The organism is Paraburkholderia sp. HP33-1, from assembly GCF_021390595.1.
GTDB lineage: Bacteria > Pseudomonadota > Gammaproteobacteria > Burkholderiales > Burkholderiaceae > Paraburkholderia.
Genome location: NZ_JAJEJR010000002.1, coordinates 173,890 through 192,407, shown reverse-complemented (window position 1 = coordinate 192,407; position 18,518 = coordinate 173,890). Strand labels below are relative to the sequence as shown.

At 60.2% G+C, this 18,518-nt stretch carries 18 protein-coding genes and 1 pseudogene; 9 read left to right on the top strand and 10 right to left on the bottom strand.

Features of this window, described 5'->3' with window-relative positions; all coding sequences use genetic code 11:
• Positions 1–27: 27 nt before the first annotated feature.
• From L0U81_RS16920 to adhP, 4 genes are all read right to left on the bottom strand, one after another.
• Positions 28–324, bottom strand: a complete 297-nt coding sequence (locus L0U81_RS16920; RefSeq protein WP_233804697.1) for a 4Fe-4S dicluster domain-containing protein — start codon at positions 322–324, stop codon at positions 28–30.
• A 2-nt stretch (positions 325–326) separates the two neighbouring features.
• A complete protein-coding gene (locus L0U81_RS16915; protein ID WP_233804695.1) occupies positions 327–635 on the bottom strand; it encodes a hypothetical protein in 309 nt (102 codons plus the stop codon).
• 12 nt (positions 636–647) lie between these two features.
• Positions 648–1,229: an RNA polymerase sigma factor gene (locus L0U81_RS16910; RefSeq protein ID WP_233804693.1), complete on the bottom strand. Its 582-nt coding sequence runs from the start codon at positions 1,227–1,229 to the stop codon at positions 648–650.
• 369 nt (positions 1,230–1,598) lie between these two features.
• Entirely contained in the window at positions 1,599–2,624 is a 1,026-nt protein-coding gene (gene adhP, locus L0U81_RS16905) for an alcohol dehydrogenase AdhP (RefSeq protein ID WP_233804691.1), read from the bottom strand.
• Positions 2,625–3,182: 558 nt separating this feature from the next.
• Between adhP and L0U81_RS16900 the strand changes: the two genes are divergently transcribed.
• From L0U81_RS16900 to L0U81_RS16885, 4 genes and pseudogenes are all read left to right on the top strand, one after another.
• Positions 3,183–3,827, top strand: a complete 645-nt coding sequence (locus L0U81_RS16900; protein WP_233804689.1) for a universal stress protein — start codon at positions 3,183–3,185, stop codon at positions 3,825–3,827.
• A 93-nt stretch (positions 3,828–3,920) separates the two neighbouring features.
• Positions 3,921–4,061: pseudogene (locus L0U81_RS16895) on the top strand (translation initiation factor IF-1); the annotation flags it as partial.
• Positions 4,062–4,385: 324 nt separating this feature from the next.
• A complete protein-coding gene (locus L0U81_RS16890) occupies positions 4,386–4,676 on the top strand; it encodes a hypothetical protein (RefSeq protein WP_233804687.1) in 291 nt (96 codons plus the stop codon).
• Positions 4,677–4,798: 122 nt separating this feature from the next.
• Positions 4,799–5,014 carry a hypothetical protein gene (locus L0U81_RS16885; RefSeq protein WP_233804685.1) on the top strand — a complete coding sequence of 72 codons (216 nt, stop codon included), beginning with the start codon at positions 4,799–4,801 and terminating at the stop codon, positions 5,012–5,014.
• Between the two features lie 61 nt (positions 5,015–5,075).
• Here the strand turns inward: L0U81_RS16885 and L0U81_RS16880 are convergent, their stop codons facing one another.
• Entirely contained in the window at positions 5,076–5,300 is a 225-nt protein-coding gene (locus L0U81_RS16880) for a hypothetical protein (protein WP_233804683.1), read from the bottom strand.
• Positions 5,301–5,490: 190 nt separating this feature from the next.
• Positions 5,491–5,694, bottom strand: a complete 204-nt coding sequence (locus L0U81_RS16875) for a cold-shock protein (protein ID WP_233804682.1) — start codon at positions 5,692–5,694, stop codon at positions 5,491–5,493.
• Positions 5,695–6,204: 510 nt separating this feature from the next.
• On the opposite strand from L0U81_RS16875, the gene rpsU reads away from it, so the two are divergent.
• Positions 6,205–6,417 (top strand): 30S ribosomal protein S21, encoded by a 213-nt coding sequence (gene rpsU / locus L0U81_RS16870; protein ID WP_233804680.1) that lies wholly within the window; start codon positions 6,205–6,207, stop codon positions 6,415–6,417.
• Positions 6,418–6,598: 181 nt separating this feature from the next.
• On the opposite strand, the gene L0U81_RS16865 is transcribed toward rpsU, so the two are convergent.
• The 3 genes from L0U81_RS16865 to L0U81_RS16855 all read right to left on the bottom strand — a co-directional run bounded on the left by L0U81_RS16865 (position 6,599) and on the right by L0U81_RS16855 (position 10,762).
• Complete coding sequence (locus L0U81_RS16865; RefSeq protein ID WP_233804678.1) at positions 6,599–7,837, bottom strand: porin; 1,239 nt, start codon at positions 7,835–7,837, stop codon at positions 6,599–6,601.
• A gap of 203 nt (positions 7,838–8,040) precedes the next feature.
• Positions 8,041–9,444: a glycoside-pentoside-hexuronide (GPH):cation symporter gene (locus L0U81_RS16860; RefSeq protein WP_233804677.1), complete on the bottom strand. Its 1,404-nt coding sequence runs from the start codon at positions 9,442–9,444 to the stop codon at positions 8,041–8,043.
• A gap of 40 nt (positions 9,445–9,484) precedes the next feature.
• Positions 9,485–10,762, bottom strand: a complete 1,278-nt coding sequence (locus L0U81_RS16855; RefSeq protein ID WP_233804675.1) for a glucarate dehydratase family protein — start codon at positions 10,760–10,762, stop codon at positions 9,485–9,487.
• 142 nt (positions 10,763–10,904) lie between these two features.
• Here L0U81_RS16855 and L0U81_RS16850 point away from each other — a divergent pair, with 142 nt between their 5' ends.
• From L0U81_RS16850 to L0U81_RS16835, 4 genes are all read left to right on the top strand, one after another.
• Positions 10,905–11,795 (top strand): LysR family transcriptional regulator, encoded by an 891-nt coding sequence (locus tag L0U81_RS16850; protein ID WP_233804673.1) that lies wholly within the window; start codon positions 10,905–10,907, stop codon positions 11,793–11,795.
• 579 nt (positions 11,796–12,374) lie between these two features.
• Entirely contained in the window at positions 12,375–13,619 is a 1,245-nt protein-coding gene (locus L0U81_RS16845) for an aminotransferase class I/II-fold pyridoxal phosphate-dependent enzyme (protein WP_233804672.1), read from the top strand.
• Between the two features lie 990 nt (positions 13,620–14,609).
• On the top strand, positions 14,610–16,022 hold the full coding sequence (locus tag L0U81_RS16840) for a hypothetical protein (RefSeq protein WP_233804670.1): 1,413 nt from the start codon (positions 14,610–14,612) through the stop codon (positions 16,020–16,022).
• Positions 16,019–16,993, top strand: a complete 975-nt coding sequence (locus tag L0U81_RS16835; protein ID WP_233804668.1) for an alpha/beta fold hydrolase — start codon at positions 16,019–16,021, stop codon at positions 16,991–16,993. Before L0U81_RS16840 ends, L0U81_RS16835 begins: the two co-directional genes overlap by 4 nt.
• 189 nt (positions 16,994–17,182) lie before the next feature.
• Here the strand turns inward: L0U81_RS16835 and L0U81_RS16830 are convergent, their stop codons facing one another.
• Complete coding sequence (locus tag L0U81_RS16830; RefSeq protein ID WP_233804666.1) at positions 17,183–18,400, bottom strand: FAD-dependent monooxygenase; 1,218 nt, start codon at positions 18,398–18,400, stop codon at positions 17,183–17,185.
• Between the last annotated feature and the right edge of the window lie 118 nt (positions 18,401–18,518).

Here is an 18,518-nt window from a genome sequence, read left to right as displayed (position 1 = left end):
TTCCTTGATCAGCAAAAACGTGTGAAGCTACGCTGTTCTGGCCAGCTTGATCGCGCGTTCAGGGCACGCCGTCACGCAAAGACCGCACGACCGGCAGGCGTGCGCGTTCGGCGTGTAGGCGACTTTCATTCCATGCACGCGTAGCTTGAGGCGATGCATCAAATCGAGGCTGAGATAATCGACCTCATCGATGCGCCGGATCTCAAACACATTCTCGGGGCAGACCTCCAGGCAATCGCCCTTTCCTTCGCAACGTTTCAGGTCGACGGCTGGCACAATCACGCCCGGTTTCTGTTTGCAGTCGGCTGTTGATTTCTCGCGCATTTTCAGTCCTCAGAGCGCCGAGGGCAGCCCGACCGCCATGCCGTCTGGAAATGCTCGCGTTCTTCGGGCGTCATCGCTTCCCATTTGCGCCAGTGACGCCGTGCGCGCCAGCCGCCGTGTCCGCGGAATCCGCCAAACAGGATGCGGCTCAAAACCAGCAGGCCCAACGCATGTGCGAAGTCGATCGCACGGGCGCCGACGAATAGCGCCGGAATCACCCAATTCCATAGACTCATGACCACCCACCCGAGCACGCCTATGGCGACCACCACAAGCAGCGCTTTACCCACATATCTGATTCGGAAATTCATCCGTCGACTCCTCTAAATATCCAGTTCGTCATAAATGGCCTGCAGTCGGGCGCGCAAATGCAAGACCGCGTAGCGTTTGCGCGCGAGTAGCGTATTGAGCGTCACACCGCTTTCCGCCACCATGTCTTTGAAAGTCCGCCCCTCCAGCTCGTGCGCGATAAATACCTCACGTTGATTCGGCGCCAACTCATTGAGCGCATCCTGCAAGGCCTCGAGCAACAGAGCGCGAGCGTAGAGGGCTTCTGGACCTGCATCGTGCGCCGGTAGGGCGAGGTCGAGGCGATACTCGCTGCTGGCGTCGTCCTCGGTCTCGGATAGATCTGTCAGCGGCTGCTCTTTCTTCTTGCGAAAACGATCGATGATGCGGTTGCGCGCGGCACGGAAAAGCCACGCGCTCGCCTGTTCGATCGGAGCGGGAAGCCGGTAGGCCTGCACAAATTCGTGGAACACATCCTGCAGGATGTCCTCGGCATCTTCCGGGTCGCGTATTCGACGCCGGATAAAATTGACGAGCCTCGTGCGCTCACGCACCACGGTCGCGGTGATGTCGCTGTCTCGGTCGGTCATCGTGTGCGAGGTGGGTGGCGGTTCCATGCGTCTGAAGACGTTTCAGGAGCTCGAATATTGTGGCGAGCGCGAAAAATTTTTTCTTGATTAGCGCGCCCAACCGTTCGCTCCGGGCGGGACCGCACGATCGGTTGATCGGGTAGAGCACGGCAGTAACGCTGCCCGCCATCACGCCCCGCCCATCCCATGCGGGTCGCCTGCTGCTGATCGCTGTCAGGCAGAGATCGGTCAAGCGCAGTGTGTCGGCATTTTCGCTCCGACAGAGCGACCTTGCAAACGCGGGGGAGTTTAGTGAAGCGACGCCATGCGGGTGCGCCGGCAGTTGACAGAATAACCGTGAGGGATGGTGCGATGCCCTGGAATTTCGCGGGCATCGCGAAGCGGACTGCTAACCGTTCAATCGAACGTCAATACCACTCTGCCGTTGACATTTCCGTTCCGCAGGTCGGTCAACACCGTGTTGATGTTGTCGAGCCGCTCGCGCTGGATATGGGCGCGGACCTTGCCGTCCGCGGCGAAGTCTAGCGACTCTTGCAGATCTCGCCGCGTTCCCACGATCGAGCCGCGCACGGTGATGCCGTTCAGTACCGTCGAGAAGATAGGCAGGGGAAAATCGCCCGGCGGCAGGCCGTTAAGTGCAACCGTCCCGCCGCGGCGCACCATGCCGAGGGCCTGCGCGAAGGCGCTGCGAGAGACCGCGGTGACGAGCACGCCATGCGCGCCGCCGATTTCCTTCTGGATGACGGCGGCGGGATCGGCCTTGGATGCGTCGATCGCGAGATGCGCGCCGAGTTCGCGCGCGAGCGCGAGCTTCTCGTCGCTCACGTCGACCGCGACCACGTGAAGTCCCATCGCGATCGCATATTGCACGGCCACGTGGCCGAGACCGCCAATGCCTGAGATCGCCAGCCATTGCCCTGGCCGCGTATCGGTCACGCGAATACCTTTGTAGACCGTAACGCCCGCGCAGAGGATCGGCGCGATTTCGTCGAAGGCGATCTGCTGCGGCAGGTGTCCGACGTAGTTGGGATCGGCAAGCACGTATTCGGCATAGGCGCCGTTCACGGAATAGCCGGTGTTCTGTTGCTTATGACAGAGCGTTTCCCAGCCGCTCTGGCAATGTTCGCAGTAACCGCACGCGGTATAGAGCCACGGCACGCCAACCCGGTCGCCTTCCTTGACGTTCGTGACGCCGCTGCCTGCCGCTGCGACGAAACCCACACCTTCGTGGCCGGGGATGAATGGCAGCGTCGGCTTGACCGGCCAGTCGCCGTCGGCCGCGTGCAGGTCCGTGTGACACACGCCGGACGCCTTGACGCTAACCAGAATCTGCCCCGTCCCCGGCGTAGGTACGGGCACTTCTTCGATACGAAGCGGTTCACCAAAGGCATGCACGACGGCCGCCTTCATCGACTGAGCCATGAGAGTCTCCTGGGGCGTTGGCATTGCTGCCAGTATTCGCGTCGCCCAGCATTGCGACTTGACGTAGATCAATGGAGGTATCGAAACGCACAAGTCCGGCATCGCAAGCGGGCGGATCTGATGCGCAGGCCTGCCGTCGGCGCATCCGACACCCACAGGCTGCTGAGTCCCCGCAGGCGCTTCATCGCATCCGTTGGAAGTGACGTTTGAGAGCGACTAGCGGCCACGCGCGGATGTTCGGAATGGCCGTCGTGCGGTGAGTCGTCGTGTCGCCCGTGAGCGTCTCATGCTGGTCGGCCAGCGGACCAGTCGTCAGATTTTCCCGATCGGCTCATGTGGCTCGGGAAGACCCATTCATCGACAGTACCAGTGTGGAACCGTGCGCTTTGGCACTGCGCGGATTGGGTCTATGATGATAGAACCAGCTTGCGTAGGAGCATACCGTGCCCTCCGATCCATCTGCCAAGCCGAATGACAGGCCTCCTCCCGACCCGGCGCATTCCCCGTCCAGCACGGGCCCCAGGACCGGCGCACAACGGCCGGCAAAACCAGGGAAAGATGACCTTCCCGATGCCGACTCCGCGGAGCCTGTCCCGCACGAGCATCCTCCAATCCGAAGCGACGACAACTGATTTCGCGCCGCCGACGCCGCGAAGTGGAGGAGCGCTTGCGGTTCAAGCAAGGCATATTCCGGTCCGAACCGGACAGGAGCAGATCATGCAGAACGTCCTGGTAGGTTATGACGGGTCGCAATCTGCGCGACAGGCGGTCGCTTTTGCAGTCGATCTCGCGAAGCGTTTTGACGCGCGCCTGCATGTGCTCGTCGTGGCGCGCGCGCCGGACTGGGGCGCCATAGAACTGGAAAGACGCGAGCTGGTCGAGCACGAGTTGCGCCATGCCAACGAAGTCCTCACCGACCTCAAGGCGACGCTCGCCTCCGATGGCGAACATCCCGAGTTCGATCTCATCGTAGGGCAGCCCGCGAAGGAAATCGTACTCTACGCAGAGCAGCACGATATCGATCATCTGGTCGTCGGGCATCGCGGTCGTACGCCGTTCGATCGCTGGCTGATCGGCTCGGTCGCCCGGCAGGTGCTCGCCTATGCACCATGCGCTGTCACGATCGTGCGCGATCCGGCGATGTTCAAAAAACGCCGCGCGAAAGCTGCGCACCAGCCGGCAGACGAAATTCCGTTTGAATGAACGCCGCAACTGGGCAGCAGAAAGAACGCAGTCCCTACCCTGTCCATCGACGCTCCTGGCGACTGCAAGCAGCCTGTGAATCTTGCTTTTCCACATCACGTTCGCATCCTTGCGGGAGATCGGGTAACGCTGGAACTCTCGGTGTACGACCTGACGACGGGAAGAACCAATTTTCGACACAAGGACGAGCGAAGCGGCGGCGCAACGCAAAGAGCGGCATTTCGCCGTCGTTAACGCGGCGGTATGCGAACGTCGGCTGCGGCCTTACCTGCGTCGTGACACTACGGGGATGCCGGTAGTCGACTTACCTCACACAATTCGCATTCAAAGCGGGAATCAGAAAACTTTCGCTGTACAAATCCCGCAATGGGCGTAGCATGAAATCGTTGATTGCCCCACGCCCGTTCCCGGTGCCTCCCCGGCAGCCTTTCCGACAAAATCGGGCAGCTCACTTTCATTGCAGGCCGAATGACCCGGCCCATCGTGTGGAGACTGAATTCTGTCGTTCACACCCCTTCTCCATTCCGCCGCGTCGTGACGCGGCCTGAAAGGTTTTCCATGTCAGGCATTTTCCGTCTCTACCGTGGACTGGAAGTTTATCCACTGGTCTATCCGCATCGAGCCACCGAGCCCGGAAGTGGGCATAACTACGACGAAGGGTTCGACGCTGCCGTACGTATCCAGGAGCCGCGAAGCTCAGAGCAAGTGCCGCGCAGCCGCGTATTCAGGCTTGCGGTGACGAGGCCGTTCCAGAGCGCCGGCGACGCGCGGCGTGCATCGACTGCCTATGCGGAACACCTCATCGACACGTGCGCCCAGGACACGAACGTCCTCGATCTGGAGTTGTGACTCGCGCCTCGCTCTACGCCGGAACCCATCGGTGCACGTCGGCGGCAGCAAACGCAGGCAACATCGGAGACCAGACGCTCCGCAACGATCATGGCCGCGCGGCAAACGAACAAGGAAAGACAATGCGCTTCAATTCAACCCGATTCATCATCGACCCGACGCCACGCAGGGCCGACGGCGAATACATGGCCCATGCCCGCATCAGCACCAACCGTGCGGACGGGAGCGAGCATGACATTCATCTAAGTGGTGATCTTGCGGGCTTCGACGTGCGCGAGGACGCCATTGCCTATGCGAAAAACTGGGCTCAGGAGTGGTTGGACGCGCGCTTTGGCTGAAGGGACTCGCGGCATCGAAGGGCGAGGACTGTGTGGGCAGCGTCGAAACTGATGGGCGTTGTCAGCCGCGCGTATCGATCCAGTCGCGCGCCCATCGGTCGGAATAACCCAGTGCGTCTTCTTCGCTGCTGAAATAGTCGAGCGAATAAAACTCGTAAAGCGCGGGCCCAGAACGGGCATCGGACCGCGTAAGGGTCACGTTCGAGGAAAAACAGCCGTCAGGCAGACAGTGAGCTGACGACCGGACCGCGTAACCGCGGTATTGTCGTGCGACAGAATTTTGCATGATTACCAGTGGAATTAAAATGAATGCAGGACTCCTTTGTCCCGGAGGGGGACGCTGACTCGTTCGGATGCGATAGCAAGTCGGGGATGAATGCAGACTGGGAAGCGCTCCTGGAGCCGAAAAAAGCCGGCCGGTGCGCTTCTGCGACAGGGCGGCGTCCGATGCTTGGGACAGCGGACGCCTGATTGAATTAAAGCGGCTTGATGTTCGATGCCTGAAGGCCCTTCGGGCCACGCTTCGTCTCGAAGCTGACCTTCTGGTTTTCAGTCAACGTCTTGAATCCGTCACCCGAGATTTCCGAAAAATGCGCAAACAGGTCTTCCCCGCCCGCGTCCGGAGTGATGAATCCAAAGCCCTTGCTTTCGTTGAACCACTTGACGATACCGGTATTCATGATGAATCCCTCAAGAAAATATATTGAACATTCCCGTTCCACATGGCGACGGGGAAGCATCAAGAGGGAAAAAGAGGACAACGAATTCCGCGCAAGCGGCGGATATAAGACGGACACCAATTGAACTTCCTGAATACTTCAACGGCGAACGATACGCGTATAACTGGACCGGGTCAACCGCTTTCGCGATACCAAACGTAACAGCACGAATTGCGCGGAATTGGCCCGTCATTGAGTGATAAATGTTGTTACCTAGCAGGGAATCGAGCGTATAGTGGCCGCTCGCCGGTTGCGGCGCTTCGCCTTCTTCGATCGGGAATTCGAACTATATCCAATGCCATCGAGGGTTATCGTACGCACCACGAGAGCAAGAATCGCGGCCCACAAAGAGAACCGATCGGGTCTTTACCCCCTTCATCAGACGGCATTCATCGGCAACGGAATAGAGCAGCGAATACCGTCGCGGACGTCCGGACGATTCACGACGCAAACTCACAACCAGGAAAAGAATTGACTACCGTAACCCCAAAGCTGAACGAACCGGTGGAAGTCGCGTTGCGCCGCTTCCGACGTTCGATCGAGAACACCGGCCTGTTAAAGGAACTGCGGGCAAGGATGGCTTATGAAACACCAACTGCGAAGCGCAAGCGAAAGAAAGCAGCGGCTGTGGCCAGGTTACGAAAGCAGATAAAACGGTCGATGCCGCCGAAGAAAGCGTACTGACCGGAAGCTCGCGGGAGGGCATGCCGACACGCCTGTCTAATGCCCTCCCGAGTTTCGCGCCTCATTCGAGACAAACAGCCGATAGAGCAGCAGATGCGCAACCAACGATGAGTGATGAGCGACTGTTGTCGGCGGGCGGATTCAACCGCCCCACAGGTGTGCCGGCTCGCTGGCTGAGTGATTAGAACTTGGCGATCATACCGACGGCAACCGCAACCTGGCTGCGCGAGGACGACGGCGTGCTGTTCTGACCGTCACCGACCGTCGCGGTAGCGTTGATGACGCTAGTTCCACCCGAGCCCAGCGTCTTACCGCTTGCGCGCGTGTAGCCTTCAACTGAATACAAACCTGTGCGCTTGGACAGCGAGTAGAACTGAGATGCGCTGATCTGGTTGTACCTGGCTGCGTCCGTGATGGTGTTCGCCTTCGTTGCCGCCGTGTAGGCGTAGCCCAGCGCGAGGTCGAGTACTGGGGTTGCCTTCCAGTGCATCACGATGCCACCGGTATTGAAGATCGCCTCGTTGCGGAACAGTCCGGCGGACAGGATGCCCGGAAGGTACTGCACGTTCGAGTAGGACGCAGTGATGTCAAAACCCTGGCTGAACTTGTAGGCGCCGATCACAGCAAAGCGCTGTTGGGCCTTGTTCTGCGCGTAGCCATTGTTGACCGCCGAGAGTCCTTGCTGGGCACCATTGTTATTCGAATCAAGGCCGTCTTGCATCGTGGAGTTAGCGCCCCACACGTTGCCACTCGAATTCGAGTTGTTGCCGCGCTGGAACCCGGTAGCGAACCCGATTGGACCCTGCGCGTACTGAACGCCAGCCGAAATGGACGAACCCGCATTCGTGCTTCCGGCCACGCCGCCCAGCGAATACGAACCGCTTACCGTGAAGCCATAGAGCGTGGGCGAGGTGTACTTCAGCGTGTTGTTGGCACGGAAGGTCGTGTCGAGGCCGTCAATATCACCCGGGTGCGCGCCGGACCAGCCGGTGAGCCACGTGGTCGGGCTGAACGGCGCGAGCAACTGATAGTACGACGTATACTGGCGGCCCGCCGTCAAGGTGCCGTAGCTGTCGTTGGCCATACCAACAAAGGCCTGGCGACTGAACAGTGTATTGCTCGTTTTCAATGCGCCGTTCGTGGCGTTGAAGCCGTTTTCCAACGTAAAGATGGCCTTCGTGCCGCCACCCAGATCTTCGCTACCTTTCAGGCCAAAGCGACTGCCCATCCACACGCCGCTAACCATGCTGACCTGGGAATGACCACCGCTGGTTTTGCCCTTCGACGCCGAACTGCTCAGATAGCTAATCCCCTCATCGACGAGACCATACAGCGTCACGCTGCTTTGTGCAAAAGCCGGCACTGCATTCATCAGCACGGCAGCGGCCACAGCGAGCTTTACCTGGTTATTTTTCTTCATCTTCTATATTTTCCTAGTCATCCTAACAAATTGACCTTCGCATCGCCCGAAGGCTGACGTCGCTATACTGCCGACTCCGAAAACTCCCTTGGTGGGTACGCACCGCACGACGCGCACCCAAATCCCTACATCACGCACTCAAGAACGAGACCGCTTTCCTCGAGACTCATGCAGCAACCGGAATCCCGCCTGTGCAGGCAGGTCTAACGCACTGTGGAAGGAACCCGGCCATCGTCGCAGGCGAGCTCCGCCACCTCCCGCTGACGGCGCTCCTGAATACCGGTCACGATTTCGGCGTACCGACGCTCTGTCAGCGGGTAGAAAATGAACGCAAGCATCGTTAGACCCAGCAGCGACGCCGGTACGAGCGTCAGCGCAGTGTAGATTCCCGACACAGTACCGGCGCTCTGGTTAGCGAGGTTCGGCACATACCCCGAGGCCGCAAGGACGAACGCGGGAATCGCTCCGCCGAGCGCCTGCCCACACTTGCGCGCGAATGAGAAGAACGCGTAACTCATGCCCTCGACACGTTCGCCCGTCATGTACTCCCCGTACTCCACGGTGTCGGACTGCAGCGCGAAGGCCATTGAGGCAGTGAGCATCTGGCCGACGGAGATCACACTGAAGAATGCAAGGATCAGCGAAATGTCCGTGGTGCGAAAGCAATACAGCAGCACGAAGCCGGTGATGTACGCCCCCAGTCCAACCATGAACGCGCCCTTGCGGCCGAAGTGCTTCACAAGCCAGGCGGACAGCGGAACCCCAACGAGCATGCCAAGCAGCTTTCGCGCGACCACGATCTCGATGAGCACTTCGGTGTTCCTGAGCACGTATCGGGCAAAGAAGATGATGGTGGCATTCATCGAGAAATATGCCGCCACGATACAGATTTGCGCTAGACAGATGAACAACAGTGCACGATTCCTGAAAACAGTCCGCAAACTGCTCCCGAGCGTTCGCGTGTCCTTGCGGTATTCAATCGTTTCCTTCGTGCCGGCGAAGCAAACAGCGTACGACACCACGCCGACGAGTCCGAAAATGATCAGGTAACGCGTATATATTGCATGCAGCGACTCTCCGTCTTGAGCCGCGTGGTGATGGATCTGCGGAGCAATTACAACCGCAAGAAAAATCGCGGTCAGAGAGGCCACCACTTCGCGCGACACCCCGAGCATTGCCCTCACCCGAGATTCCTGGCTGATTGCCGTCGACAGTGATCCATATGGAATGCTGACGAATGAAAACAGAAGGCCAAGCAGCCCGTAACTGACGTACGCATACACCAGTTTGAGAGCGTCCGTCCAATGCTGAGGCACTGAAAACACCAGGACATTCGCGACAGCGAGCGGGACCGCACACCAGATCAGGTATGGACGGAAGCGGCCCCATCGCGTGTTGGTGCGATCAACCACGCGTCCCGCCCAGATATCCGCGCCCGCGTCGAAGATCCGGATCAGGAGCAGAAGCGTTCCCACGGCGGCAGCCGGGATGCCCGCCACATCCGTGTAGTAGTTCAGCAGGAACATCGCCCCCATCCCATAGATGAAGTTATTGGCGATTTCACCCGACCCATAAAATGCAACTGTTGCCCAAATTTTTCTGTTCATTGTTCCTGTCTCCTCCCTCAGTAACCGCGTCAGTGCCTGATCAGAACCGCGGCTTTTTGCGCTCCCACTCGGGCTTGAATTTGCGCATCTGTGCAACGTCGTCGCGGCCGCTGGAGCCGCAGCTCAAATACTGCTGATGGAGTTCTTCCAGCGCCTTCCGGTCCAGTTCGACACCAATGCCCGGCAGGTCGCGAACGGCGACGTTACCTTCCCGGATCGGTACCCGGCCACCGACCAGCAACTCTTCCGTGAACCACGGATAGTGCGTGTCGCATGCATAAGTCAGATTCGGCGTCGCGGCTGCGATGTGCGTCATGACCATCAGGCTGATCCCGAGATGGCAGTTGGAATGCATCGACAGGCCGATATCGAACATCTCGCACAGATGCGCAAGTTGCTGGGTTGCGCGTAATCCGCCCCAATAGTGGTGGTCCGACAGGATCACCTGGACACCATTCACGGTGATGTTCCGGCGGAATTCGTCGAAATCCGTCACTACCATGTTGGTAGCAAGCGGCAGTCCGGTCGCAAGATGCAGATCCGCCATACCACCCAGACCCGGGGTGGGATCCTCGTAATAGTCGAGATCGCCTTCGAGCAGTTCCGCCATCCGGCGTGCCGTGTCCTGCGACCAGCCGCCATTGGTATCGAGGCGCAACGGGTGATCGGGAAACGCCTTCCTCAGGGCCTTGATACACGCAACGTCTTCCTCGGGCGTGAGGACGCCCGCCTTGACCTTGATGCTGCGAAATCCATACAGGTCAATCATGCGGCGCGCTTCGCCGACAAGCTGGTCGACGCCCATCACCTCGCCCCACGGATCTTCCCCGGTGTATTCCGGATCAACCGTGCGTACATAGTCAGTGCCGTATTTGAAAAACAGGTAGGCCGAAAATGGCACTTCCTGGCGTACCGCGCCACCGAGCAACTCACAAAGCGGAATACCGAGGTGTCGTGCCTGAAGATCGAGGAATGCGACCTCAAATGCGCCAAAGATCTTCGCGTCTGTCGGGTTGCCGTTCCATGATCCCGGCATGAAGCGGAACCTATCCGAACCGTGATGCGGGGCCTGCGTCCGGGTAAGTTGCCGAAGCGCGTTCAGGTCGAACGGACTTAGTCCCACCAAACTCTCGCGAACCACATTCAGGCGATCGAGCACCATTTGGTCGCCGAAGGTTTCGCCAAGGCCCACGAGGCCATTGTCAGCCTCGACCTCGATGATCGATCGCACCGTATAGGGGGAGTGAAGCCCGCCGCTGTTCAGTAGTGGCGGATTCCTGACGGCGACCGGTGTGACTCTAACCTGCCTGATTTTCAATCGCTGCTCTCTGGGGTAGTTGACTGAGTTGACTCGTGGTCCGACTGGACTCGCGTATTTGGCCGGCTAGGTTAGATCTATCAATATCAAGAGTAAAACGATATATTTCGATCCCATCCATAGAAATATTCGATATATCGAGATGTTGCGCGAACTGAAGACCTTGATAGCTGTGGTGGAACACGGAACCTTCTCGGCGGCTGCGGCACGCATCGGCCTGACCCAGTCAGCAGTCAGCTCACAGATCCAGCGGCTGGAGGAGGAACTTGGCGTCAAACTATTCGACCGGTCCGGGCGAACGCCATGCCTGACAAAGGCGGGTGAGGAAGCGCACGCGCTAGGCGCGGAGATGTTAGGCGTATATGCCCGTTTGCTGAAACAACCCAGCATTGCGGAAAATACCGGCACATTGCGCGTCGGCGCGATCGCATCGGCCCAGGAGTCGGTGCTGGCCCAGCCAGTCGCGGCGTTCCGCGAAGCGTTTCCAGCATGGCGGGTTCAGATCGTGACGGGAGGCGGCCTTATGCTGCTCGGCCAGCTCGATGAGGCTGACATCGACCTTGCAGTGGTCAGCCGACCGCCCTTCACACTACCCGACAATTTCGAATGGCAGCGGTTAGCATTTGAGCCATTTGTGCTGCTCGTACCCGAATCGATGGCCGGAATGCGGTGGCAAACCGCGGTGGAGCGCACGCCCTTCATTCGCCTTGCGCGAAGCTCATTTGGGGGGCAATTGGTGGACCAGTTTCTTTCCCGGGAACGTGTTGTTGTTCAGGACGTCATCGAAATTGTCGACCTGCATGGAATTGCCTCGATGGTCGCCAACGGCGTAGGAGTTGCGCTCGTACCCAGGACGATCGGGTTGCGTGCATGGCCGAACGGGCTGACTGCCCTGGATCTCGGCGCCCAAACGTTCTACCGTGAGATCGGCATCATAAGGAACCTTCGGCACAGCCGCCACCTTGCGATTCAGCGGTTTGTCGACGAGATCATTCGCTTATGGGGAGACGAGCCGGCTATGCCGGTCCGTTGAGAAGTTGTGCTGCTAGTTTCGGTCTGGTGGATTTAGATCATTGCGCTTACACGAAACAGGTTTGCGGTTGTTGTCGACGGATCACCATTTGAGCACTCCAACTCGCTGTACTGAAGACATGAGACGAGAGAAAGGGAATGGCGCTAACGAGCGACTGTTCGAATCTCGTAAGCCGCCGGTGAGATTGTCATTGCCCGAATGACGGTTCGGATAACGGACCTTCGCCCGTCAATCGCCGGAGCTTTTTGGCATTGGCGGGGCATGAAGTTGCGAAGCCCACTACTTACAGTAAAATCGCTGACTCTTAGCCGAGCACCGCGTAGGGTAGACCGCATCGAACCCCGAATTAGGGGCACGGCGGGCATCGGGACCTTCTGGCAGATCAGACGTTCGGTTGATCGAGAGCAAACGGATCGCTGCAATCCGCAGATCGACTTGGGCCGTCAAACGGGGCAAAGCGATGACGAATTGTACTGGCGGGCACAAACGGCCTTCGACGACCGGCTATGAAGCCACGAGGATCCTGCGCGATTATCCGACCTGATCCGCACCCCGTGGAGCCAGATTGACAATCGGGAATTGTTCGACGCATTCCGGGCCAAAACGGAAAACACGATAATGCATGACTTAGGCGAAATCGCCCAATGGCTGAAAAGCCACACTCTTCACCACGTATCTGACGTTCACGCGACACTGCCGGATCCGACCTTCATGTCGAACGGGCGTCAATTCGTTTCGTTCAGTTCGAACAATTATCTGGCGCTGGCGAATCATCCCCGGCTGGTGACTGCCGCCAAGCAGGGGCTGGATCGCTATGGCGTCGGTAACTGCGAGTCGCGCCTTCTGGGCGGCGATCTGGACGTCTATCGCGAACTGGAGGCGCGCCTGGGTGCACTCAAGCACAAAAGCGACGCAGTGCTGTTCGTGACTGGCTACATGACCAATCTCGGCGTGCTTTCGACGCTGGTCAAAGCTTCTACGCTGGCGCGCTTACACGGCTACCGCCCGAAGACTCGCCGCAAATATGCTTACTACTCGGATGAGTTCAATCACATCAGCATTCGGGAAGGCATCCAGATGTCCGGCGCACTGCGCCGCACCTACCGACACTGCGACATGAATCATCTGGAGTCGCTCCTGAAGGCGGGGGACGGCACCACACCAATCATCGTCAGCGACGGCGTGTTCAGCATGGAAGGGACGATTACTCCCTTGCCGGACCTGGTGGCGCTGGCCGAGCGCTATGGCGCCATCCTCTATATCGATGATGCGCATGCTACCGGCGTGCTAGGCGAGCATGGCGGCGGCACCTCGGAACATTTCAGTTGCTACAGCCCCCATATCATCCAGATGGGCACGTTGAGCAAGGCATTTGGCGCCATTGGCGGGTTCGTGGCAGTTGATCGCGAGATGGCTGACGTGATCCGGCTTTCCAGTTCCGCGTATGGTTTTACCTGCCCGCCGCCGCCGGACCAGGCTAGCGCCCTACTGGCCGCCCTCGACCTGATGGCCGAAGAGCCGCAACGGCGGCAAAAACTGTGGGACAACCAGCGCTATTTCATCGAGCGCATACGACCGCTCGGATATCAGCTGCTGTCGACCGAGACGGCAATCGTTCCCGTGCTGATCGGCGACACGGAACTATGCGTACGTTACGTCAACGTACTACGTGAAGAAGGTGTCCATGTCGACTCAGTCCAGTTTCCGGCCGTGCCACTCGGACAAGCACGACTGCGTTTCATGATGAATGCCGGCCATACCAGGGCCCAAATCGATCATGCCATCGCGGTAATGGAAAGCATCGGTGCAAAGGCGGCGTCGTAGCTGTCTCCTTTGATGGCGCCAGCTTCGAATTGCTGATCGGACACTTGTCCGAGCGTTTGATTTAATGGCACTCACGCGGACCATTCGAGTCCGCACCAATCTTTGCTGGTTGCATTGAGCGTTTGCATTTCTTGTGCGGGGAAGCGGGGGTTTCAGCAGCGTTGGATTCAGCAGTGACATCTGCGTGCGGCATAGTCCGGGCCACCTCCTGCCATTCGCGCGCGCTCCGGGACGCATATTCAAACGTCGCCTCTGCCTAAAACAAGAGACGTTCGTCAACTCACGGACACCAAAACGGTGAGGAGACTCCGGATGTGGAGACGCGGAGTGGAGAGCCCAGCGTCCTGCCCCTGACCATCGAATGACCACGTGCCTTCAAAAGTGTGTGTGGCAGCGTACAGACACGACGTAACCCCGAGTTGCGAAATTGCGCTGCGGGCATAGTTCCGTCAGCAAAAGTACTAGCCGAAGCGCGCGACCGCCGTTTTCAAACTTTGGTAGATATCAGCGCCGTAGCCACGCCATTGCCTCGCGCAGCGGCCGAGGTAAAAAAGGTCTTGCACATAGCAACTGGGTCCAAGCTGAGTGGTGCTCCGATTCAGGAGGAAGTGTGCGAATCCGGGTAACTCGCCGTCGCGTTCAGCTACGAGGGCCGTCATGAACTCATAGCGATCAAAGAATCGTGACCACGTCGTGAGAGTTATTTTTTTTGGGGTAATGCGGTATCGCCGTGGCGACTTTAGAAGGCGTTATAACGATCCCAAAGGACTTTCCATCCAGTTTTCCAACCCCCCTACGCCGGACGCCAACTGTGTCCCAGATCTTTGACTGAGTCGGTTGACAACCGGCGGGAAGCTTCTGACACTGAAAACCGTTTCAAAGTGATGCGAAGCGCCAGCGCGCAACCGAAGACCCTGGAAATGCGACGGCCGTGTAACGCACCGGAATCGTTGTGACACGGCGTCAAAGTCTCCCATTAAGGAGAGTGACATGGCATGGATCGAGTCCGACTACTTCGTGACAGGGACGGGCGCCACTGCCATGGCATTCGTCGACACGTTGCTCACCGAGTCGCCAGATGCGCGAGTCGTGATGGTGGATCGCCACCACCGTCCCGGTGGCCATTGGAACGACACCTATCCGTACGTGCGGCTGCACCAGCCGTCCGCCTGGTATGGCGTGGCATCGCGCGAACTGAGTGACTGGTCGCATGAAGCAACGGGCTTCAACGAAGGAATGCTTGGTCTTTCCTCGGGAGCCGAGGTGCTCACGCATTTCGAGCAGGTGATGAAACAGCGCTTCATTCCCTCTGGCCGCGTGCAGTGGTTCCCGAAATGCGATCACTTCGCGAGCGACGGCCGCACACACCGCTTCCGCTCGCTGCTGACCGGCGCCGAGCATGAGGTGCACGCGCGGCGCAAATGGGTGAATGCCACGCATGCGAAAACTGAGGTGCCGTCCACTCACCCGCCAAAATACAGCGTGGCCGCGGGCGTGCAATGCATTCCTTGCAACGGGCTGCCGAAGGTTACGCGGCCTTACTCGTGCTATACCGTCGTCGGCTCCGGCAAGACCGGCATGGACGCGTGCATCTGGCTGATCGAGAACGGTGTACCGCACGAGCGCATCCGCTGGATCATGCCGCGCGACGCCTGGGTGATGGACCGGGCCAACATGCAGCCCGGCCCGACCGGCTGGCGGCGCTATTTCGAGAACAACGTGGTGCAATTCGATGCGATCCGCGACGCACGCGACGTCCCCGACCTGTTCCGGCAACTCGAAGCGGGCGGCGCGCTGATGCGGATCGACCCTGCCATCGAGCCCACGACCTACCGCTGCGCACTCGTTTCGCGCGGCGAGATGGCCCAATTGCGCAAGGTCGGTGAGATCGTTCGGCTCGGCCGCGTGCGCGCGATCGAGCCGACGCGCATCGTACTGGAGAAAGGTGAACTCGCCGCCGATCCTGACACGCTGTACATCGACTGCACTGCCTGCGCGATCCAGCCGGCGCCGGGCGTGCCGGTGTTCCAGGATGAGGCGATCAACCTCCTGATGGTCCGCTGGTGCCAGCCGCTCTTTTCAGGCAGCGTGATCGCCTGGGTCGAAGCGCACCTGGAGAATCCGCAGGAACAGAACGCGATGTGCATGCCCGTGCCCGTGCCCGAACTGCCGATCGATTACCTACGTATGTGGCTGCCGACTCTCGCCAATGCAGCGCGCTGGCAGCAGAACCCCGACCTGAGCGCTTGGCTCAGGCAGTGCCGCCTCAACGGGCAGGTTGTGGTTCTCAAAGGCGTGGAGGTGGACCCTGCCGTGCAGGATCTTCTCAAGGCCGTCGGAGCCAAAGCCTTCGATGCGGCACAGCGCATTCCGCAATTGCTGGCGGCAGCGGAGGCAGCGTGAGCGCCCCCCGCGAGGTGCAGCTCGAAACGCTGCAGGTCGGCGCCATCCGCATGCGCGTCGCGCTGCAAGGCGCTGGGCCGCTCGTGGTGTTTTGCCACGGATTTCCGGAGTCGTGGGTATCCTGGCGCGCGCAAATGGCTGCGGTCGCCGACGCGGGCTACCGCGCCGCTGCGCCGGACATGCGCGGCTACGGCGGTACCGACGCGCCGGCCGACCCTGCACAGTACACGATGCTGCACCACGCAGGCGACATCGTGGAACTGGTCAGGGTACTCGGTGCCGGTTCGGCGGTGATCGTGGGCCACGACTGGGGAGCGCCCGCAGCCTGGAGCAGTGCGCTGCTACGGCCCGATGTCTTCCGCGCCGTCGTCGGCCTGAGCGTACCCTATGTCCCGCCTGCGAAGGTCGACTTGCTGACGGCACTCGAGCAGCAGGGCGTGACGACCTTCTACATGCAGTACTTCCAGCAGGAGGGTGTGGCTGAGGAGGAGCTTCAGGCCGATGTCGCAGCGACCATGCGCCGCGTCACGTTCAGCATGTCGGGCGACGGCCCGGGCCGCATGGTGGCCGGCATCCTCACGCCGGGCGCCGGCCTCCTCGACAACACGGTGGACCCCGACATATTGCCGGATTGGCTTCTTCAGGACGACCTCGAATATGTCGTCGGGGAGTTCCGACGCACCGGCTTCCGTGGCGGATTGAACTGGTACCGCGCGATCCGCAGGAACGCGGAATTGCTCGCCCCCTGGTATGGTTGCCCGATTCGTCAGCCATCGCTCTTCATCGGCGGGTCGCGCGACGATGTACTCAGGTTTCCAGGCATGCAGCAGCGCGTTGCCGCGTTGCCGCAAGTGCTGCCGGGGTTGCGCGGTGCTCACGTGCTCGAAGGCGCGGGCCATTGGCTGCAGCGCGAGCGCGCCCGGGAAGTGAACCGGTTGTTACTCTCCTTCCTGAATGAACTCGACGGGTGACCTACACAATTGCGCGGCACGATGCACCGCGTGGGGCGGTGGTTCGGAAGAGGCCCAGCTCGATTACTCACCGATCAGGTCGCCGCTCGCCGCCGCTACGCATCTGCAGTTGGCTCCGTTCGTCACCGCTTGCCTGCCCGGCGTAAACGTACGGCGAACCGCACTCCTACCGCCGTCCCAAAGGAAGGCTCAAAGCCACGTGCCCCCCTGCCGCTCGCTCGGCTCCTGCGCCAGCGCGTCGAAATCGTGAATCCAGTCGAGGTGATGCAGCATGCTATCGCGCGCACCGAGCCGCGCGTTGCGTTCCTGCGCGGCCGGCCCGTCCGGCAGATGCAGCACGTCCGCGGTGGAGATCGACGCGTACTGCACCTTGCGCGTGCGGCCCCGGCGCAGACGCTCGTAGGCTTCCTGCGCCTCGCGCCAATTGCCCGGGCCGGCCTTGGCCAGCTGTGCGGCCAGCACCACGGCATCCTCGATCGACTGGTTGGCGCCCTGGCCGTGATGCGGCACGAGCGCATGCGCTGCATCGCCGATCAGCGTCACGCGACCCTTGCTCCAGCGGCCGAGCGGAGGACGGTGGAACAGGCCCCAGCGCTGACTGATCGGCACGGCCGTGATCATCTGCACGACGGCCGGATGCCAGTCCTTGAACAGGCGCAGTTGCTCGCCTTCGCTGGACGGCATGACCCAGTCGCGTGACGGCCACGGCGACGGATGACGCTCGACCAGCAGGAAGTTCTGATCGCCCTTGTCGCCGATCGGATAGTGCAGCAGATGGCCGCCGGGTCCGACCCAGAACTGGATCGTCTCCGGATCAGGCAGCAGGTCCATGCGCCCGGCTGGTACCACGCCACGAAAGCCCGAGCAACCTGAATACAGCACGTCGTCGTAGCCGAGCATCCAGCGTCGCGTGATCGAGCGTGCGCCGTCGGCACCGATCACGAGATCGGCATCGACGCGCTGACCGTTGTCGAACGCGAGACTCACGCGATCGGGATGCTGCACGAGATCGACCAGCCGATGACTGAGCTTGATGCGCTCGAGACCGACCGCCTTCGACAGCACCGCCTGCAGATCGGCGCGATGAACGCCCCAGTACGAACCGGCGAACTGCTCGCGATAGCTGGGCGTGCCGCGATGATGTCCAATGACGGCACCGCTGCGTCCGTCACGATAGATGAGCCCGGGTACTTCAGCGCACACGTTTTCAAACGCGGAACGCAGTCCCATGCGCTCATAAAAGCGCGTCGCGTTGGCCGACAGCGCGACGGCCGCGCCCACCTCGCGCAACTCCTCGGTCTGCTCGTAGAGTTGCGCATCGATGCCATGTTCGCGCAGTGCGAGCGCCAGCGTAAGGCCGCCGATGCCGGCGCCGACGATCGCGATCCTTAGATCCATCCCACTCATGAGTGTGTCTCCGATATGCAGGTTTATCGATTCGGGTCGCGGAGGCACGCGCGCTCGGCGCGTTGCATGCGGATACCGTATCGGTATTTTCAGCACTGGACCTTCATTGCTCAATAAG

Bases quoted from the DNA above. Each gene is read 5' to 3' on its own strand.
- L0U81_RS16920 (WP_233804697.1), bottom strand. From the start codon at position 324: ATGCGCGAGAAATCAACAGCCGACTGCAAACAGAAACCGGGCGTGATT.
- L0U81_RS16915 (WP_233804695.1), bottom strand. From the start codon at position 635: ATGAATTTCCGAATCAGATATGTGGGTAAAGCGCTGCTTGTGGTGGTC.
- L0U81_RS16910 (WP_233804693.1), bottom strand. From the start codon at position 1,229: ATGGAACCGCCACCCACCTCGCACACGATGACCGACCGAGACAGCGAC.
- adhP (WP_233804691.1), bottom strand. From the start codon at position 2,624: ATGGCTCAGTCGATGAAGGCGGCCGTCGTGCATGCCTTTGGTGAACCG.
- L0U81_RS16900 (WP_233804689.1), top strand. From the start codon at position 3,183: ATGACCTTCCCGATGCCGACTCCGCGGAGCCTGTCCCGCACGAGCATC.
- L0U81_RS16890 (WP_233804687.1), top strand. From the start codon at position 4,386: ATGTCAGGCATTTTCCGTCTCTACCGTGGACTGGAAGTTTATCCACTG.
- L0U81_RS16885 (WP_233804685.1), top strand. From the start codon at position 4,799: ATGCGCTTCAATTCAACCCGATTCATCATCGACCCGACGCCACGCAGG.
- L0U81_RS16880 (WP_233804683.1), bottom strand. From the start codon at position 5,300: ATGCAAAATTCTGTCGCACGACAATACCGCGGTTACGCGGTCCGGTCG.
- L0U81_RS16875 (WP_233804682.1), bottom strand. From the start codon at position 5,694: ATGAATACCGGTATCGTCAAGTGGTTCAACGAAAGCAAGGGCTTTGGA.
- L0U81_RS16865 (WP_233804678.1), bottom strand. From the start codon at position 7,837: ATGAAGAAAAATAACCAGGTAAAGCTCGCTGTGGCCGCTGCCGTGCTG.
- L0U81_RS16860 (WP_233804677.1), bottom strand. From the start codon at position 9,444: ATGAACAGAAAAATTTGGGCAACAGTTGCATTTTATGGGTCGGGTGAA.
- L0U81_RS16850 (WP_233804673.1), top strand. From the start codon at position 10,905: ATGTTGCGCGAACTGAAGACCTTGATAGCTGTGGTGGAACACGGAACC.
- L0U81_RS16840 (WP_233804670.1), top strand. From the start codon at position 14,610: ATGGCATGGATCGAGTCCGACTACTTCGTGACAGGGACGGGCGCCACT.
- L0U81_RS16830 (WP_233804666.1), bottom strand. From the start codon at position 18,400: ATGAGTGGGATGGATCTAAGGATCGCGATCGTCGGCGCCGGCATCGGC.